The sequence below is a fragment of the Ralstonia mannitolilytica genome (assembly GCF_905397375.1).
Taxonomy (GTDB): Bacteria; Pseudomonadota; Gammaproteobacteria; order Burkholderiales; family Burkholderiaceae; genus Ralstonia; species Ralstonia mannitolilytica.
The window spans coordinates 617,067-635,063 of the sequence record NZ_CAJPVG010000001.1; the positions used below are offsets into that span (position 1 = coordinate 617,067).

Below are 17,997 nucleotides of genomic sequence, written 5' to 3' on the forward strand. Positions count from 1 at the left end.
ACGTTTCCACTCGAATACGGTACCCGCAGCCCGGCGTGCCCACGCCGCGCCGATCAAGACAGCGCCGCGAACGCCGCCGCAACCAGACGGCGCTGCTCGGCCTGATGCGCACGCACCGACGCATGCGCCCCCGACGGCGTAGCCCGACGGCACACCGCGGCGAGGCGACTGCCCTTCGGTACTGACCCCTCCAGTGCGTCGCGCACGGAGCGCCATGCCCCCTGGTTGGCGTCTTCCTCCTGCGCCCAGACGATTTCCGCCAGGTTCGGGAATCGCTCCAGCGCGGCCTTGAGCGCGTGCTGGGGGAACGGATACAGCTGCTCCACGCGGATCAGCGCGACATCGGCGCGCCCCTCCCGCTCGCGCTGTGCGAGCAGTTCATAGAAGAACTTGCCGCTGCACAGCACGGCCCGCGTGACGGCGTCCGGATCGCGCGTTGCGGTGTCGGGCAAGACCGGCATGAACGCGCCCTCGACAAGGTCGCGCACGCGCGCATGCGAACGTGCATGACCCAGCAGCTCCGCCTTGGGCGACATGACGATCAACGGCTTGGGCTCGGTCAGCGCGGCCTGCTCGCGCAGCAGGTGGAACCACTGGCCGGAGGTCGACGGCATGACGACGCGCAGGTTGCCGTCCGCGCACAGTTGCAGGAAGCGGCCCAGGAACCCGCTCGAATGCTCGGGGCCGACGCCTTCATGGCCGTGCGGCAGCAGCATCGCGAGCGCAGACCGGCAACCCCATTTGTACTCGCCCGATGCGATGTACTGGTCGATGAAGACCTGGGCGCCGTTGACGAAATCGCCGAACTGCGCCTCCCAGAGCGTGAGCCGCGTACGGGTCTGCACGCTATAGCCGTACTCGAAGCCGAGCGCAGCCTCTTCCGACAGCGGCGAGTTGAGGACGTCAAACCCACCTTGGTGTGGCGCCAGGTGCTGCAGCGGGACGTACGGACTGCGCTCGGCAGGCTGCGTCGCTTGCGAGTGCCATACCGCATGGCGGTGCATGAACGTGCCGCGGCCCACATCCATGCCGGACAGCCGTACGCTGTGGCCGTCTTCGAGCAAGGTGGCATAGGCCAGGTTTTCGGCCATGCACCAGTCGGCCGCTTGCTCGCCGTCCGACACCGCCGTACGCCAGCGCTCGCACAGACCGCGCACCACGTCGTGCAGCAGGACACCGTCGGGCGGTGTGGTCAACGTTTGCGTGAGCGCCTGCAGGCGCCGCAACGACAGCGGCTGAAGCGGTCGCCGCGTGCACGCGGGGCCAGCTACCGCATCCGCGGCGGACACCGCTGCGGCATGCCCCGCCACCAGCGTCCGCAGCGCGTGCTCGCGCAGGTCGGCCAGGCGCGTCGATGCCGCGCTGGCCGGGTGATACTGCTCGGTGACCGTGGGATGCGCCGCAATGGCCGCATGCAATGCGGGCTGCGTGAGGGCGGGCGTGTCGTGCTCGGAATGGCCCAGGCGCCGGTAGCCGATCAGGTCGATGACGATGTCGGCACCGTGCTCCATGCGGTATGCGATGGCGATCCGTGCTGCGCGCACGACGGCTTCCGGATCGTCCGCATTGACGTGAAGGACCGGCGCATCGACCATGCGGGTGACGTCAGTGCAGTAGTCGTTCGCGCGCACGTCCATCGCGTTGGGCGTGGTGAAGCCGATCTGGTTGTTGACGATCACGTGCACGACGCCGCCAGCGGTATAGCCGCTGCGGCGGGTCAGGTTCAGCGTTTCCATGACGACGCCCTGCCCAGCGAACGCCGCGTCGCCGTGCACCATGATCGGCACGCACGGTGTATCGGGGTGTTCGTCCACGTACGCGCGGGCCATGCCGCAGACGACCGGATACACACTTTGCAGATGCGATGGATTGGGCGCCAGCACCAGAGACACTTCACCGCCGGCAACGGTGCGCCGGGCCGCGCCCCCGAGGTGATACGGCAGGTCGCGCTGCGCGATGGCGACGTCGGAATCCGGATCGAGCCGCTCGAGCATGCCGCGCGCATCCACCCCCATCACGTTGACCAGCGCGTTCAGGCGCCCACGGTGCGGCAGGCCGAGAAAGATCTGGCGTACGCCGCAGTTGCCGGCCTCTTCGATGAGCGTGTCGAGCAGCGGCACCAGGCTCTCGCAGCCCTCCAGCGAGAACCGCTTGGCGTGCGCGAACGTGCTGCCAGCCAGCCGCTCCCACATTTCAGCGGCCAGCAGCCGGCCCAGCAGCCAGCGCTTGTGCTCGGGCGCCGGCGGCGGGGCAAGCAGTTCGGTTTCCATGCGGGCATGAAGCCACGCACGGCGCTGGCGCTTGCGCACACCGCTGCAATCGAGACCGATCGATCCGCAATACACGCGCCTGAGCTGCCACTCGAGCTCCTGCACGGTGGTCGCTGTCGGCAGGGCGGTGCCATCCGGTTCGCGGCGCTGTGCCGGGTCCAGGCCATGGAACGCCGGACGCAGTTCGGGCACGTCGGGCAACGGCACGCGCGCAAGCGGATCGAGACGCGCGCGGCGATAGCCGAGCTCGCGGTATGCGTCGATCAGGCCGCCGACAGCGGTGGCGGCAGCCACCGGGGCAAGCGTGGGGTCCGGCCCCACTTCGACAAGTTGCGGAGAGTGTGAAGACATGGTTGTTCACGAGAAAAGAGACACCGTGGTTTGCCCCCACCACCGGCACGCCATGCTCCCGCGCGCAACCCTCCAGCCGGCACAGCGGTCGGTCAGCAGGCACGTGTTCGGCAGACGGCGGGGACCGCTCGAAACGCCACACCGGGCAACCGCCCGGGCGCAACGTCGATTCCTTGTTCTACGAGCCGCCTGGCGACGGCCCGTGCCTCCTCCGTTGGACTGCTGACAGCAACATCACTGCAACGACGGCACTGCAACGACAGATTACGAAAGCGTCTGGACCTCGCCCCAGGCCGCAGCCGCTGCGGGCAACGTGGCCGCGGCCCCGCCATGCACGGCATGCGTGCGATCCGACAGATCGCCATGAAGCCGGAACGCGCTGACCATGTGAGCCAGCTGATCGGCCTGGTCCTGCAGGGCCTGGGCCGCCGCGGCGCTTTGCTCGACCAGCGCGGCGTTTTCCTGCGTGACCTTGTCCATCTGGGTGATGGCCTCGTTGATCTGCTCGATGCCCTGGCTCTGCTCGCGGCTCGATGCGCTGATCTCCGAGACGATGTTCGTCACATTCTGGATGCCGGCCACCACGTCGCGGATGATCTGGCCGGCCTCTTCGACCTTGGCGGTACCGGCGCCGACGTGGCTGACGGAATCCTCGATGAGCCCCTTGATCTCCTTGGCGGCAGCCGCGCTGCGCTGCGCGAGGCTGCGCACCTCGCCGGCCACGACCGCAAACCCGCGACCCTGCTCGCCGGCGCGCGCGGCTTCCACGGCGGCGTTCAGCGCAAGGATGTTGGTCTGGAAGGCAATGCTGTCGATCACGCCGATGATGTCGACGATCTTGCGCGACGACGCGTTGATCGTGCTCATGGTCTCGATCGCATCCCCCACTGCGTCACCGCCCTTGGTGGCGACCTGCGACGCATTCGACGCCAGGCGGCTGGCTTCCTGTGCGTTGTCGGCGTTTTGCTTGACGGTGGACGTGAGCTGCTCCATCGCGGCCGCGGTCTCCTCCAGGGAGCTCGCCTGCTGCTCGGTGCGGCTGGACAGGTCGAGGTTGCCGCTGGCCACCTCGCGCGACGCCCGGGTAATGGTGTCGGTGCCGTCGCGCACGCGCCCGACAATGCGGTGCAGGTTTTCCGTCATGTGCTTGAGCGCACCGAGCAGGCGGCCGATCTCGTCGCGCGTGTCGACCTCCAGGTGATGCGTCAGGTTGCCCTGCGCCACCGCTTCGGCCAGCTGCACGGCGCGATTGATCGGTCGCGTGATCGTGCGCGTGATGAAGCCGCCGGTGGCAATAGCCAGCAGCGCCGCCACCACGCTCAGCACGATCATCTGGATCTTCGCGCTGGCCCCCTGCTCGGCCGCTTCGCCCACGTCGCGTTCCATCTCGGCGGCCTGGTGGTCGACCATCTTGTCGACCAGCACGTAGTACTGGTCCTGCAGGCGGCTCATCTCGCCCTGGTAGAGCACGCGCGCGTCTTCCGGCCTGTTGGCATCGACGAGCTCGAAGAACTTGCGCACGCTCGCGCCATACGCCGAGCGCGCATCGAACTGCTCCTTGAACAGTGCCTTTCCCTGGTCGGTCTTGAGCAGCTTCTCGAGCCGCCCGTACGCCTGCCCGTTGGCCTGCCGGATGGCCGCGTAGTCGTTCATGTACTTCGCCTTCTGTTCAGGCGAAGTGGCCAGCAACAGGTTGCTGAGAATGCCGTTGGCCTTGTAGCCGTTGTTCTTGATCTGGTTGCTCAGCGCGATCAGCGAATAGCGCTCGCTGACGATCCGGCTCATCTTCGTGTTGTTGTCGTCCAGATGCTGTATGCCGACCGTCGCGGTCCCGATCAGCAGCAGCACGACGAGCGCGAACGCCGCACCTAGCCGTACGCCGATCTTCATATCCGAGATTCTCATTTGCTTCATTCCTGTTTCAGCGCTTCAAGAGAGAGACGTCATGGCCGGGCAATACCATTGCCGGCCATTCGGCGATGCACTCAGGTGCATGCAGGAAGGCAGAAGAATTCCGCGCAAGAAAATGCGGCCGCCATTTACCGATCTGTTTCTCCGGCCCCCTTCGACCGGACTTGTCGGCATGGCAGGACAAATCTTGAGCAGCGGCCAGATGCGGCCATGGGACTCGTTTTTGGCGCACGCGTCGTATCGCGCGCACCTCATGCACGAAATGGAATCAATACGATGAGAACAGCGTGCATCGGGCCGAATTCACGTGCATGAAAACGCACCAAATCTGGGATTCAGTATTTCGCCGGCCGCGATTTTTTCGTCGTGAAATTATTTTAATTCTCATATTAGAGGGCCATTTCAGTGTGACCGCCGCACGTCATCACGGTGCATGCGGCCGGCCGGCAGCCGGCCCTCCTCAGCGCTCGAACCGCTGTCCGATACAGGCTTCTTTCTCAGGTACGAAGCCTTGTGTATGCCGAGCTTCTGCGCTCAGTCCGGCACCACCGCCGTCACCTCAATCTCGACTTTGGCTCGGTCTTCCACCAGCGCCGACACCTCCACCGCCGTCATCGCAATGCTGAAGCTTCCGATCAGCTCACGGAATGCCTTGCCGATTTCCGGATACGCCTCAACGTAGGCCTGCTTGTCGGTCACATACCACGTCATGCGCACGATGTGCTCGGGCTTGGCGCCACCTTCGGCCAGCACCTCGACAATGTTCTGCAGCGCCTGGCGCACCTGGCCGGCGAGGTCATCGGTATGGAAGACGCCTTGCGCATCCCAGCCGATCATGCCGGCCACGAAGATCATGCGCCCGCGCGCAGAGACGCCGTTTGCATAGCCTTTCGGGCGCGGCCAGCCGGGGGGGAGAAGCACTTGCATGATGCGATTCCTTCTTATTCGATGTTCCAGTGTGGGACGCTTGCCTCGATCGCCTGCCGCACATCCGGCGGCACGGCAATCGCGCGATGCGTATTGAGATCGGTAAATACCAGCACCTGCTGCGAGCGCACGCGCTGTTCGTCGCCGGCCCAGCAATCGAGGCCCAGCGTGAGCGACGCATTGCCGAGCCGCTCCACCTTCAGCTTGAACTGCACGTCGTCGCCCATGCGGCTGATGGCGCTGAACTCGCAGTGCAGCTTGACGATGGGCAGGCCGATGCGGCGCGGGCCGAGCATCTGCGCATACGAAATGCCCAGCCCATCGGTGAACCAGTCTTCGACCAGGCCGTTGAACAGCACCAGGTACTGCGGAAAGTAGACGATGCCCGCCGGGTCGCAGTGGGCGAAGCGGATGCGCGTGGCGCGCTCGAAGTGGTAGCTCATGCCGCGTTGTGCTCCCGCAGGCGATAGCGCAGCAGCTTGCCGACTTCACTGCGCGGCAGGCTCGCGCAGAACTCGATGGCGCGCGGGTACTTGTACGGCGCCACCGTCTGTTTCACGAAATCCTGCAGCGCCTTCACCATTTCCGGACCGGGCGCGTGGCCGGGATGCAGCACCACGAAGGCCTTGACGATCTGGCCGCGCTCTTCATCGGGCACGCCGATCACGCCGCACTCGGCCACGGCCGGATGCTGCATCAGCGCGTCTTCCACCTCGGGCGCGGCGATGTTGTAACCCGACGAGATGATCATGTCATCGGTGCGCGAGTGGTAGTGGAAGTAGCCTTCCTCATCCATCACGTAGGCATCGCCCGTGAGGTTCCAGCCGTTGCGCACGTAGGCGCGCTGGCGGTCATCGGCCAGGTAGCGGCAACCGGTCGGGCCCTGGACGGCCAGCCGGCCGACGGTGCCGGGCGGCACGGGGTTGCCTGCGTCATCCACCACGCGGGCGACATAGCCGGGAACGGTCTTGCCGGTGGCGCCCGGGCGCACGTCGGCATCGGCGGCGGAGATGAAGATGTGCAGCATCTCCGTCGCGCCGATGCCGTCGATCAGCTCGATGCCGGTGGCGTTCTTCCACAGTGTGCGCGTGGCCACCGGCAGCGCTTCGCCCGCCGACACACAGCGGCGCAGCGGCGTGGCGCGCAACTCGTCTCCGCGCGCTGCGATGTTGCGGTACGTGGTGGGCGCGGTGAACAGCACCGTCGCGCCGAATGTGCGGATGCCGTCCACGAGATCGTTCGGCGACGCCTTCTCCAGCAGCACCGTCGATGCCCCCACGCTCATCGGAAACAGCAGCAGGCCGCCAAGGCCGAACGTAAACGCCATCGGCGGGCTGCCGATGAAGATGTCATCGGCCCGCGGCTTGAGCACATGGGGCGGCCAGCACGCGCAGATGGCCATGATGTCGCGGTGAAAGTGCATCGTCGCCTTGGGCACGCCGGTGGTGCCGGACGTGAAGGCGAGCAGGCACGTGTCGTCCGCCGCCGTATCGACGTTGACGAACGTGGCCGGCTGGCGTGCCATGGCCGCTTCCAGTCCCTCGGGCGTGTCATCGTGAAAGCGCATCACCTGGACCGGCTTGGCGGCCTGCGCAACCGCGTCATTGAGCTCGTCAATCAGGCGCGCATCGCAGAGCGCAAAGCCGATCTCGCCTTTGCCGATGATCTGCCCCAGCTCCTTGGCGCGCAGCAGCGGCATGGTGGTGACGGCAATCGCGCCCACCTTCATCACCGCAAACCAGCACGCGGCCAGCATCGGGCTGTTGGGCGAGCGCAGCAGCACGCGGTTGCCCGGCACAACGCCCATCTCGTGCACCAGCACGTTCGCGATGCGGTTGGCGTGCTCCTGCAGGTCTGCATACGTCCAGCGGATGCCCGGCGCCTGGATGCACAGGCGATCGCCCTCCCCCGCCGCCACACGACGGTCCAGCAGCTCCGTCGCGCAGTTCAGCTGCGCCGGAAACTGCAATGCCGGCAGGTCGAAGCGATACACCGGCTGCAGCTCCACCGGAGGCAGGCGATCGCGGGCGAAGGTGTCGATATGGGCGCTGGGCATGGCGAGCTCTCCGTCTCGATAAACGTGTCAGTGCGCTGCGGGCTGGGAAGGGGTGGCGGTACGCAGAAGCTCGCGCGCGATGATGAGTTGCTGCACTTCGGTCGCGCCTTCGTAGATGCGCAGCGCCCGGATCTCGCGGTACAGGCGCTCCACCGGCTGCTCGCTGACCACGCCCAGGCCGCCCCACATCTGCACGGCGGCGTCGATCACCTGCTGCGCGTTCTCGGTAGCGGTCAACTTCGCCATGGCAGCCTCGCGCGTCACGTTGCGGCCCTGGTCGCGCTGCCATGCGGCGCGGTACGTCAACAGCGCGGCGCTGTCGATGGCGGTGGCCATCTGCGCAAGCTTGGCCTGCGTGAGCTGGAAATCGGCCAGCACGCCGCTGAACATCTTGCGGGTGGTGGCGCGCGCCAGCGCTTCGTCCAGCGCGCGGCGCGCAAAACCCAGCGCGGCTGCCGCCACCGACGTGCGGAACACATCGAGCGTTCGCATCGCCACCTTGAAGCCCTCGCCTGCCGCGCCCACGCGCTGGCTGGCCGGAATGCGGCAGTTGGTAAAGCGCAGGCGCGCCAGCGGGTGCGGCGCAATCACGTCGATGCGCTCCGCAATCTCAAAGCCCGGCGTACCGGCGTCGACGATGAACGCGCTGATGCCGCGCGAGCCCGCCTCACCGGTGCGGGCAAACACGACGTAGAAATCTGCGATGCCGCCGTTGGAAATCCACGTCTTCTCGCCGTCGAGCACGTAGTCGGTGCCGTCTTCACGCGCTGCGCAGGCCATGGCGGCCACATCGGAGCCGGCCTCCGGTTCGGACAATGCAAATGCAGCGATGGCCTCGCCGCGCGCGACCTTCGTCAGATAGCGTTCGCGCTGCTCCGGCGTGCCGTGCAACGAGATGGCGCCGGAGCCCAGCCCCTGCATCGCAAACGCAAAGTCGGCCAAGCCGGAATGCCGCGCCAGTGTCTCTCGGATCAGGCAGATGGCGCGCGTGTCGATGGTCTCGGCGGCACCGCCTTGCGCGGTGCCGCCCACGGCGTGGCGCAGCCAGCCGGCCTGGCCGAGCGATTTGACCAGCGCGCGGCACTCGGCATCCACATCCGGGCCGTGGTCGTGCGGAATATGCTTCGTGGCCCAGGCGTCGAGTTCAGCTTCGAGCTGGCGGTGTTTGTCGTCAAAGAAGGGCCATTGCAGATAGTCTTTGTCGCTCATCTCAGTTCCCCTCGAACACCGGTTTCTGCTTGGCGACAAAGGCGTGGTACGCACGCGAGAAGTCTTCGGTCAGCATGCAGATGGCCTGCGCCTGCGCCTCAGCCTCGATGGCCTGCTCGATCGTCATCGTCCATTCCTGGTGCAGCATCGTCTTGGTGATGCCGTTGGCGAACGTCGGGCCGGCGGCCAGGTCGGCCGCCAGGGCTTGCGCTTGACTCAGCACTTCGGCCGGTTCGCACAGGCGGTTGAAGAAGCCCCAGCGCTCGCCCTCTTCGCCGCTCATCGAGCGGCCGGTGTAGAGCAGTTCGCTCGCGCGGCCCTGCCCGATGATGCGCGGCAGGATCGCGCAGGCGCCCATGTCGCAGCCGGCCAGGCCAACGCGGTTGAAGAGGAACGCCGTCCTGCTGCGCGCCGTGCCCAGGCGCAGGTCGGAAGACATCGCCAGGATGGCGCCCGCGCCGGCGCACACGCCGTCAACTGCAGCGACGATGGGCTGCGGGCACGCGCGCATCGTCTTCACCAGCTCGCCCGTCATGCGCGTGAACATCAGCAACTCGGGCGCCTTCAGTTGCACCAGCGGCCCGATGATCTCGTGGACATCGCCGCCGGAGCAGAAGTTGTCGCCCGCGCCGGCCAGCACGATGGCCTTGACGTCATCCGCCCATTTGAGCTGATGAAACAGGTCACGCAGCTCGGCATACGAATCGAACGTGAGCGGGTTCTTGCGCTCGGGCCGGTTGAGCGTGATGGTGGCAACGCCGCCTTCCACGCTCCACAGAAAGTGCTTGGCTTGATAGCCCGCCAGCGGTCGGCGGTTGCCGGCCAGCAGGGCCGGGTCCACATGGTGATTCGGGTCGGTCATGGTTGGGTCGGGTTCGTTCAAGGTTGATCTTCGCGGGCGTCCAGCTCTTGCTCGCGCTGCGCGAGGTGGACGCGCAGGTGGCCGAGCTGCGCATAGAGCGCGTCTTTGTTGGCCATGCCAAGGCCGTCGAACATTTCGATCAGCCAGCGTTCGTGTTCGGCGGCCATCTCGGCAAAGTGGCGGCGGCCGGCATCCGTCAGCAGCACGCGAAAGGACCGGCGATCATCCGGATCTGCCTCGCGTTTGACAAGCCCTTCCTTCTCCAGCTGGTCGGTCAGGCCGGTGACGTTGCCGCCGGTCACCATCAGGTAGCGCGACAGCACGTTCATGCGCAGCCCGTCCGGGTGGCGATCGAGTTGCGCCAGATAGTCGAAGCGCGGCAGCGTGGTGTTGAAGCGCGTGCGCAGGCGCTGGCGGATCTGCTGTTCGATCTGCGTGCTGCACGCCAACAGGCGCAGCCAGATCTTGACGTCTATGTGGTCGTCCACATGCGCGCGGGCTTCCAGGCCGATACGTTCATCGCCCAGCGCATGCACAACGGCGTGGTGGCCTGAGGCGCGCGTGGCGAGTGCGGTTTTGCGCCGGGTGCGTTCGGTGCTCACATCACCTCCCCGCCGGATACCGAGATGGCCTGCCCCGTGATTGACGACGCGCCTTCGGAGCACAGCCACACCACGGCGTTCGCCACTTCGTCGGGCGCGATCAACCGACCCTGCGGGTTGCCCTTCACCAGCTCGGCCCGCGCTTCTTCCGCGCTGCGGCCGGTGCGGGCAACGATGCGGTCGATGCTCTCACGCACGATGTCGGTTTCCGTATAGCCGGGGCAGACTGCGTTGACGGTGACGCCGCGCGCCGCAAGCTCCAGCGCCAGCGAGCGCGTGAGCCCGATCACCCCATGCTTGGCCGCCACATACGCCGACACATACGGATAACCGCGTTGCCCCGCCGTGCTGGCAATGTTGACAATGCGGCCGCGGCCCGAGGCTTGCACATCGGCCAGCGCCGCCTGCGTGCACAGGAACGTGCCCGTCAGGTTGACGGCCAGCATGCGCTGCCATTGATCGAGCGTGGTCTTGGCAAACGGTGCGCTCTCCGCCTGGCCCGCGTTGTTGACAAGAATGGAGATAGGGCCGAGCCCCGCGCGCGCGGATTCGAATGCGGCTGACACATTCGCCTCGTCGGTCACGTCGCACGTCACGACTTGTGCGCGGGCGCTGTCGGGCAACGTCTTGGCGGTGGCGTGCAGCACATCGGCGTTGCGGCCCATCAGCGTGAGCGTGGCGCCATGCGCCGCGAGTTGCGCGGCAATCGCCGCGCCGATTCCGCGCCCCGCGCCGGTAACAACGGCGTGGTGCCCGCTGAGCATTGCAGGTGTCGCCATCTCAAACCCCCTGCATGCGGTTGGCCTGCTCCAGCGGCGACAGCCCCGCCGCCTGCGCCGCCATCGCGCGCTCGCGCTCCAGGTTGCGCTCCAGCTGCAGCTTGCCTGCGCGATATTGCTTGGGCCACGGCATGTCGAGATAGCCGATGCGCGCGGCTTCGTTCAGCGTCCAGGCCGGGTTGGCCAGGTGCGGGCGCGCCACGGCGCACAGGTCGGCACGGCCCGCCGCGATGATGCTGTTGACGTGGTCTGCCTCGGAGATGGCGCCCACCGCGATGGTGGCGATGCCGGCCTCGTTGCGCACGCGGTCGGCAAACGGCGTCTGGAACATGCGGCCGTACACGGGCTGCTCTTTCTTGCTGACCTGGCCCGACGAGCAATCGATCATGTCCGCGCCTGCGGCCTTGAAGACGCGCGCAATTTCCACCGCATCGTCCGGCGTGATGCCGCCCTCCACCCAGTCGTGCGCCGAGATGCGCACCGACATCGGCTTGTTCTTCGGCCACACCTCGCGCACCGCGTGGAACACTTCCAGCGGGAAGCGCAGCCGGTTCTCCAGTGAACCGCCGTATTCGTCATTGCGCTGGTTCGTCAGCGGGGAGATAAACGACGACAGCAGATAGCCGTGTGCGCAGTGCAGCTCGAGCCAGTCGAAACCCGCCTGCGCCGCCAGCCGCGCCGAACGGACGAAATCATCACGCACGCGGGCCATGTCGTCGCGCGTCATGGCGCGCGACCACTGGCTCACGCCGTCCAGGTACTGCTGCGGCGATGCCGAGATGAGCGGCCAGTTCTGCCCTTCGTCCAGCGGCAGATCGATGCCCTCCCACGCCACACGGGTCGAGCCTTTGGCGCCGGCGTGGCCCAGCTGGATGCCGAGCTTCGCGTCGGTGTTGGCGTGCACGAACTCGACGATGCGCGCCCAGCCGTCGCGCTGCGCCGTGTTCCACAGGCCCGGGCAGCCCGGCGTGATGCGTGCATCGGGCGACACGCATGTCATCTCGGCCATGACGAGGCCAGCACCGCCCATCGCACGCGCGCCGAGATGCACAAGGTGGTAGTCCGCCGGCTGGCCGTCGACACACGAGTACTGCGCCATGGGCGACACCACCACGCGGTTCTTGAGCGTGACACCCCGCACGGTGAACGGCGTGAACATCGGCGGCACCGGGCCGTGCTGCGGCCCGCGCCGGACACCTGCCTGCTCGGCAATCCAGTCTTCAAACTGTTCGAGATAGCGCTTGTCGCGCTGGCGCAGGTTTTCGTGGCTGATGCGCTGGCTGCGCGTGAGCAGCGAATACGCAAACTGCTCGGTCGGCAGGCTCGCATAGCGGGCGACGTTCTCGAACCACTCGGTCGAGTTGCGCGCCGCGTTCTGGATACGCAGCACTTCCACGCTGCGCACGGCTTCGTAGTGTTCCAGCGCGCCGCGAAGGTCGCCCGGGTGCTCGCCGATGCTGCGTGCGAGTTCGATCGCATCTTCCAGCGCCAGCTTGGTGCCCGAGCCGATCGAGAAGTGTGCCGTGTGCGCCGCGTCGCCCATCAGCACCACCGGCGTGCCATTGGCATTGGCATGCACCCAGTCCCGGCACACCACGCGCGGAAACCGGATCCACTGTGCCGAACCGCGCAGGTGCGCCGCGTTGGAGATCAGCGGGTTGCCGTCGAGGTGCCTGGCGAACAGGCGCTCGCAGAAGGCGATGGCCTCTTCCTTCTCCATCGTGTCGAGCCCGGCCTTGCGCCAGACCTCTTCGGGCGTCTCCACGATGAAGGTGGAGGTGTTGTCATCGAAGCGGTAGGCATGCGCCTGAAACCAGCCGTGTTCGGTCTCTTCGAATGCAAACGTGAACGCCTCGAACAGTTTGTGCGTGCCCAGCCACACAAAGCGGCAGCGGCGCGTGTCGATATCGGGTTGAAACGTGGCGGCGTACTTGGTGCGGATGCGGCTGTTCAGGCCGTCGCTTGCGATGATGAGGTCGGCATCGGCGTACGCGGTGTCATCTTGCACGTCGGTTTCAAAGACCAGCCTGACGCCCTCTTCCTCGCAGCGCGCCTGCAGGATGTTCAGCAGGCGCTTGCGCCCGATGCCGCAGAAGCCGTGGCCGCCCGAACGCACCACCTGGCCGCGGATGTGGACTTCAATGTCGTCCCAGTGGTTGAAGGCATCGAGGATCTGCGCGGCGCTCTTGGCGTCGGCGCGCTGCAGGTTGCTCAGCGTCTGGTCAGAGAACACCACGCCCCAGCCGAAGGTGTCATACGGCCGGTTGCGCTCGACCACGGTGATGTCGTGTGACGGATCCTGCAGCTTCATGAGCAGGGCGAAGTAGAGGCCAGCCGGCCCACCACCAATACAGACGATCTTCATGACGGCTCCGCGTTCAATGCGGTAGTACCTTAGTCATGAATAGTTTAGTTGTAAAGTAATTTCAGGGAATGTCCGAAGGCAGGCGATGCAGCGGCACGTGCGCGATGCGGCACGTCGTTCTTAATACTGGCTTAAGTTTGGCTTTCTAGAGTGGGCTCGTCACATACCAGTTCGAAGGCACCATCATGACACCGCAAGAGATGCAAGCCCTGGACACCTTCCTTGCCCAGCTCGTCCAGGCGCGCGCCGAGGCGAAGGACCCGCACGCCGAAGCGCGCATCACGCAAGCCGTTGCCCAGCAGCCCGACGCCGCGTACCTGCTCGTGCAGCGCGCGATGCTGCTCGACCAGGCGCTGGCCGCAGCGCGCTCGCAGATTGCCGCTCTGCAGAATCAGCTGCAGGCGGCGCAGGCCGGCCGCAGCACAGCGTTCATGGACCCGGCCAACAACTGGGGCAACCACACCGCAGGCGCGGCGTCCACCCCGGGATACGCACCGCAGCAGGCCGCCCCAACGCCCATGCCGCCTCAACCGCAAGCGGCCCAGGCCCAGCCCGCGCGCCCAGGATTCTTGAGCGGCGGCCTCGGCAGCACGCTTGGCAGCATCGCCACCACGGCGGCCGGCGTGGCCGGCGGCGCGCTCCTGTTCCAGGGGATTGAAAACCTGCTGCACCACAACAACGGGGGTGGCGGCTTCCTTGGCCAGCAGCCGCTGATGGGCGGTCCCACCGAAACCGTGATCAACAACTATTTCGACGGGGACAGCGCCGGCACCACCACCACGGCCTCGCGCGACGACAGCCTCGGCCTGCTCGACGACAGCGACCTGGTCGGCAGCGACTATTCCGACGACGATTCGACGCTGATCTAGCCCCCAGGCCGAGCCCCACCCGATATCGCGCCCCGAGAAGGAAGTTCCCAACTTGGGGCGCCTTTCTCGCCAGCTTTCCGCGGCAACACAGCTTCGACATGGCACCTGGAAAAAACAAGTTGCATATCTAACCATCACCGTCTAACATGCAACTCACCATGTTCGACCACTGCCTGTACTTCAACACCACCGCCCTGGCACGCAAGCTCGACCGCGTCTGGGCAGACGCCTTTGCGCCGTTCGGCCTGACGCCTCCGCAGGGCTTCATGCTCCGCGCGATCGTCGACCGCCCGGGCATGCTGCAGAGCGAGCTTTCGGCAGCCATGTCCATCACGCGGCCCACGGCAACCCGCGCGCTGGATGGGCTGGAAGCCAAGGGCTTGATCGAGCGCCGCAAGACGGAAGCCGATGGCCGCGAGACTGCCATCTTTCCGACGCGCGAAGCGGTGAAGATCGGGGCCGCGCTCAATGAAGCGAGCGGCGCCGTCACGGCACGGTTGAAGCGTGTGCTGGGCACCGCCGAGTTCACCGATACGGTGACGAAGATCCGGGGTGTGCGCTCGACCCTGACCTGAGCGTTTTTTTTGGTACATATAGTTGCATTGCTAATTAACAAGGAGAATCATCATGCCGATCCTCAACGTCAAAGTCAGTGCCCAGCGTTCTGCCGAGATGACGCAGAAGATCGCGTCCACGCTGCTCGAACTCACCTCGCGCATCCTCGGTAAAGACCCGAAGGTGACGGCCATCGCCATCGACTACATCGACCCGGCGGACTGGGTCGTCGGCGGGCAAACGTTGGCTGCGCAGGGCAAGAACAGCGTCTATTTCGACATCAAGGTGACGGACGAAACCAACACCAAGGCAGAGAAGGCGCAGTACATCGCCGAGGCGTTCGAGGCCTTCTCAGCACTGCTCGGCAATCTGCACGAGGAGTCCTATATCTATATACAGGACGTCCGGGCCGCGGCTTACGGCTATGGCGGCAAGACGCAGGAGTACCGCTTTCAGCACGCGTGAGGTGGGCGCGCAGCACGGCAGGCCAAACTTCAGGGGCAAATCATGAACCGCATGGGTGCATTCTTTGCGGCCAGCTGGCTGGCCGCCGCGTTGCTGTATTTCGGCCAGCACTCGCTGGCGTCCATGGCCCTGGCAGGCATTGTGCTGCTGGCCGGGTTCGATCTGCTGCGGCCCTGAACCTCGCGCCCATGCGCGTGCGGTTCAATCTCGCAGGGCGTTGGCAAAGGCTTCCACCACATCGGCAGAGGCGTCGGTGATGGCCCAGTAACCCATACCGGCACGGCGCCAGTGCAGCAACTGGTAGCCGCGCTCGGTGCGCAGGACGGGCGCCGTGTCGGTGCCGCTTTCGGGCCGCACGTACAGGTCGACCGGATGCTGGGCCGCGCGATAGACGAGCACCGCCACCGGGTGGCCGTCCACATAATCGAGCCGCCCCCCGACCAGCGGAAACCCGCGCGCGGCCAGATCCACGACCGGCGGCGCGTAATCGATGCGGCCGTTGAACCACGGCTTGACGGTATGGCGATCCGACGACACGACGTCGGTCTCGCGCGCGCCCAGCAGCGCCCGTACATGGCTGGCCGTGATATCGCGGGCGGTCAGCGCCGAGGTGTCGGGGCGGCCAACGAGTACGCCCACGCCAAGCGCCATGGCGGCAACGGCGCCGGCGCTCAAACCCCAGCCCACGCCGGTGCCGGGCGCCACCAGCCAGCCGGTCAAGCGTTTCCACGCCGAGCCTGCGCTGCGGCGCGCCGCCGACGGTGAGGCCGGTTGCGCGCCCGCCTCGGCTTGCACGGCGGACCGCACGCGGGCGGCCAGGTCGGCCGGCGCCCTCGCATACAGCGCCGGCGCGCGCAAACCTTGGCGCAACGCATCCACGGTGGCGTCATGGCGCGCGGCCGCCTCCGCGCAGCCGGCGCAGGCGGCAAGGTGCGCATCCATGCGCAGGCTGTCGGCCGCAGCGAGTTCGCCATCGGCGCGCGCAGCAAGCAGGGCGCGGATGTCGTCACAGGTCATGGCGGGCCTCCTTGGTGCCCTTGGGGCGATTGCCGCTGCCCGCCGTTGCGCGGATGGGCGTCACGTTCGTGCGCGGCGGCGCGCCGTCTTCGGTCAACAGGCGCGCGAGCTGCTGCCGCGCACGGGCCAGCCGCGACATGACCGTCCCGATCGGCGCCTCGATGATCACCGCGATATCACGATAGGGCAGCTCCTCCAGCTCGCGCAGCACGATCACCTCGCGATACGGCACGGGAAGCCGTGCCAGCGCGGCCTGCACGCGGCGCACATCATCCACGCGAGCGAGCAGCGCGGCCGGGTCGATGCCGTAGCCGGTGGTGTCGTCGTCGGTGGTATCGAACGCCTCGTCCCAGGGCTGGGCGGGCGCCTGCTTGCGGCGCGCGCATTCGGAGTACCACGTGTTGCGCACGATCGCGAGCAGCCACGGACGGCCGTCTGCGCCGCGGAATCCGCCGAACAGCCGGAACGCGCGCAGGCAGGCTTCCTGGACGATGTCGTCGGCGTCCTGCGTGTTGCCGGCGAGCCAACGCGCCAGGTTGTAGGCGGCATCGACATGCGGCAGCACGGCCAGCGCAAAACGCTGGGCGTCGGCGGACGGCGCGAGGGCGGGGTCGGACATGGCAGCCTGGGGGCAGTTGACCTGGGTATACCAAGGCGCAAACCAGTTTATTCCCGCACCCGAGAAATTTCGCGGCAAACGCGCGTTTGGCGGAATACGCCGCATCCGCCCCCGGTATGACAGGCAGGACCGGCGCACCCGTCACCGCGCCGGCTCGACCATCCAACCCAGGGGACCCTCATGAGCCAATCACCCGGCCGACGCCAGTTCCTGCAACTCGCGGCAGTGGGCGGTGCGGTCTACGCCTCCGGCCTGCGCGGCTGGCAGGCCATGGCCGCCACTGCGCACGCAAACGGCCGCGCGCCGGAAGACTTCTACTTCGTGCAGCTATCCGACACGCACTGGGGCTTCAAGGGCGCACCCAACCCCGATGCACGTGGCACGCTGCCCAAGGCGATTGCCGCCGTGAATGCGCTCTCGCCCGCGCCGGATTTCGTCATCTTCACGGGCGACCTGACGCACATCAGCGACGACCCGGCGGAGCGCCGCAAGCGTCTTGCCGAATTCCGCGACCTGGCCGCGGGGCTCAACGTGCCCGTGGTCCGGACCATGCCCGGCGAGCACGATGCTTCGCTGGACAACGGCGAGGCCTATATCGAACTCTTCGGCCGCACGCACTATTCGTTCGATCACAAGGGCGTGCACTTCATCGCCATCGACAACGTGTCGGACCCGTCCGCGCGCGTGGGCGATGCACAGCTCGCGTGGCTGGCGGCAGATGTGCGCTCCGTGCCGGCGCACACGCCCATCGTCGTGTTCACGCACCGGCCGCTGTTCGATCTGTACCCGCAATGGGACTGGGCCACGCGCGATGGCCAGCAGGTCATCGACTTGCTCATGCCGCACCCCAACGTGACGGTGTTCTACGGCCACATTCACCAGGAGCATCACCACATGACCGGGCACATCGCGCACCACTCGGCGCGCTCGCTGATGTTCCCGCTGCCCGCACCGCCCGCGCCGGGCTCGCAGGCAAAACGCAACCCGATCCCTTGGGATGCCGCCGCACCGTATCGCGGCCTGGGCTGGCGCAGCATCGCCGAGCACGGCAAGCAGGACGCCGCCACCTGGGCGCTGGCCGAGCAGCCGATCCAACCCACCAGCGAAGCCACCGCCACCAAGACCCCGGAGACCACCTGA

Annotated in this window: 17 protein-coding genes; 5 read left to right on the top strand and 12 right to left on the bottom strand. The window is 66.8% G+C overall.

Annotated features, from left to right (window positions below; all coding sequences use genetic code 11):
• Nucleotides 1-53: 53 nt before the first annotated feature.
• The 10 genes from KHN96_RS02630 to KHN96_RS02675 form a co-directional block, all read right to left on the bottom strand.
• Complete coding sequence (locus tag KHN96_RS02630) at nucleotides 54-2,621, bottom strand: 2-oxoglutarate dehydrogenase E1 component (RefSeq protein ID WP_062738609.1); 2,568 nt, start codon at nucleotides 2,619-2,621, stop codon at nucleotides 54-56.
• 264 nt (nucleotides 2,622-2,885) lie between these two features.
• Nucleotides 2,886-4,526 carry a methyl-accepting chemotaxis protein gene (locus KHN96_RS02635; RefSeq protein ID WP_045220366.1) on the bottom strand — a complete coding sequence of 547 codons (1,641 nt, stop codon included), beginning with the start codon at nucleotides 4,524-4,526 and terminating at the stop codon, nucleotides 2,886-2,888.
• A gap of 540 nt (nucleotides 4,527-5,066) precedes the next feature.
• Nucleotides 5,067-5,459, bottom strand: coding sequence for a RidA family protein (locus KHN96_RS02640; protein ID WP_045219199.1), 393 nt, complete (start codon nucleotides 5,457-5,459; stop codon nucleotides 5,067-5,069).
• Between the two features lie 14 nt (nucleotides 5,460-5,473).
• Complete coding sequence (locus KHN96_RS02645) at nucleotides 5,474-5,902, bottom strand: acyl-CoA thioesterase (RefSeq protein WP_045219198.1); 429 nt, start codon at nucleotides 5,900-5,902, stop codon at nucleotides 5,474-5,476.
• Complete coding sequence (locus KHN96_RS02650; protein WP_062738608.1) at nucleotides 5,899-7,515, bottom strand: AMP-binding protein; 1,617 nt, start codon at nucleotides 7,513-7,515, stop codon at nucleotides 5,899-5,901. The genes KHN96_RS02645 and KHN96_RS02650 overlap by 4 nt, the downstream gene beginning before the upstream one ends.
• A gap of 27 nt (nucleotides 7,516-7,542) precedes the next feature.
• Complete coding sequence (locus tag KHN96_RS02655; protein ID WP_062738607.1) at nucleotides 7,543-8,724, bottom strand: acyl-CoA dehydrogenase family protein; 1,182 nt, start codon at nucleotides 8,722-8,724, stop codon at nucleotides 7,543-7,545.
• Nucleotide 8,725: 1 nt separating this feature from the next.
• Nucleotides 8,726-9,586, bottom strand: a complete 861-nt coding sequence (locus KHN96_RS02660) for an enoyl-CoA hydratase family protein (RefSeq protein ID WP_045219192.1) — start codon at nucleotides 9,584-9,586, stop codon at nucleotides 8,726-8,728.
• Between the two features lie 17 nt (nucleotides 9,587-9,603).
• Nucleotides 9,604-10,188 carry a MarR family winged helix-turn-helix transcriptional regulator gene (locus KHN96_RS02665; protein WP_045219190.1) on the bottom strand — a complete coding sequence of 195 codons (585 nt, stop codon included), beginning with the start codon at nucleotides 10,186-10,188 and terminating at the stop codon, nucleotides 9,604-9,606.
• Nucleotides 10,185-10,967, bottom strand: coding sequence for an SDR family NAD(P)-dependent oxidoreductase (locus tag KHN96_RS02670; protein ID WP_062738606.1), 783 nt, complete (start codon nucleotides 10,965-10,967; stop codon nucleotides 10,185-10,187). Before KHN96_RS02670 ends, KHN96_RS02665 begins: the two co-directional genes overlap by 4 nt.
• Before the next feature lies 1 nt (nucleotide 10,968).
• A complete protein-coding gene (locus tag KHN96_RS02675) occupies nucleotides 10,969-13,332 on the bottom strand; it encodes a bifunctional salicylyl-CoA 5-hydroxylase/oxidoreductase (RefSeq protein ID WP_062738605.1) in 2,364 nt (787 codons plus the stop codon).
• 185 nt (nucleotides 13,333-13,517) lie between these two features.
• Between KHN96_RS02675 and KHN96_RS02680 the strand changes: the two genes are divergently transcribed.
• From KHN96_RS02680 to KHN96_RS22900, 4 genes are all read left to right on the top strand, one after another.
• Nucleotides 13,518-14,201 carry a DUF2076 domain-containing protein gene (locus KHN96_RS02680; RefSeq protein ID WP_062738604.1) on the top strand — a complete coding sequence of 228 codons (684 nt, stop codon included), beginning with the start codon at nucleotides 13,518-13,520 and terminating at the stop codon, nucleotides 14,199-14,201.
• A gap of 158 nt (nucleotides 14,202-14,359) precedes the next feature.
• Nucleotides 14,360-14,776, top strand: coding sequence for a MarR family winged helix-turn-helix transcriptional regulator (locus KHN96_RS02685; protein WP_045220362.1), 417 nt, complete (start codon nucleotides 14,360-14,362; stop codon nucleotides 14,774-14,776).
• Nucleotides 14,777-14,828: 52 nt separating this feature from the next.
• Nucleotides 14,829-15,221: a tautomerase family protein gene (locus KHN96_RS02690; protein WP_045219185.1), complete on the top strand. Its 393-nt coding sequence runs from the start codon at nucleotides 14,829-14,831 to the stop codon at nucleotides 15,219-15,221.
• A 42-nt stretch (nucleotides 15,222-15,263) separates the two neighbouring features.
• On the top strand, nucleotides 15,264-15,398 hold the full coding sequence (locus KHN96_RS22900) for a hypothetical protein (protein ID WP_045219183.1): 135 nt from the start codon (nucleotides 15,264-15,266) through the stop codon (nucleotides 15,396-15,398).
• Nucleotides 15,399-15,422: 24 nt separating this feature from the next.
• Here the strand turns inward: KHN96_RS22900 and KHN96_RS02695 are convergent, their stop codons facing one another.
• Nucleotides 15,423-16,238 carry an anti-sigma factor family protein gene (locus KHN96_RS02695; protein WP_062738603.1) on the bottom strand — a complete coding sequence of 272 codons (816 nt, stop codon included), beginning with the start codon at nucleotides 16,236-16,238 and terminating at the stop codon, nucleotides 15,423-15,425.
• Nucleotides 16,228-16,857, bottom strand: coding sequence for an RNA polymerase sigma factor (locus KHN96_RS02700; protein ID WP_062738602.1), 630 nt, complete (start codon nucleotides 16,855-16,857; stop codon nucleotides 16,228-16,230). Before KHN96_RS02700 ends, KHN96_RS02695 begins: the two co-directional genes overlap by 11 nt.
• Nucleotides 16,858-17,037: 180 nt before the next feature.
• Between KHN96_RS02700 and KHN96_RS02705 the strand changes: the two genes are divergently transcribed.
• Complete coding sequence (locus tag KHN96_RS02705; protein ID WP_062738601.1) at nucleotides 17,038-17,997, top strand: metallophosphoesterase family protein; 960 nt, start codon at nucleotides 17,038-17,040, stop codon at nucleotides 17,995-17,997.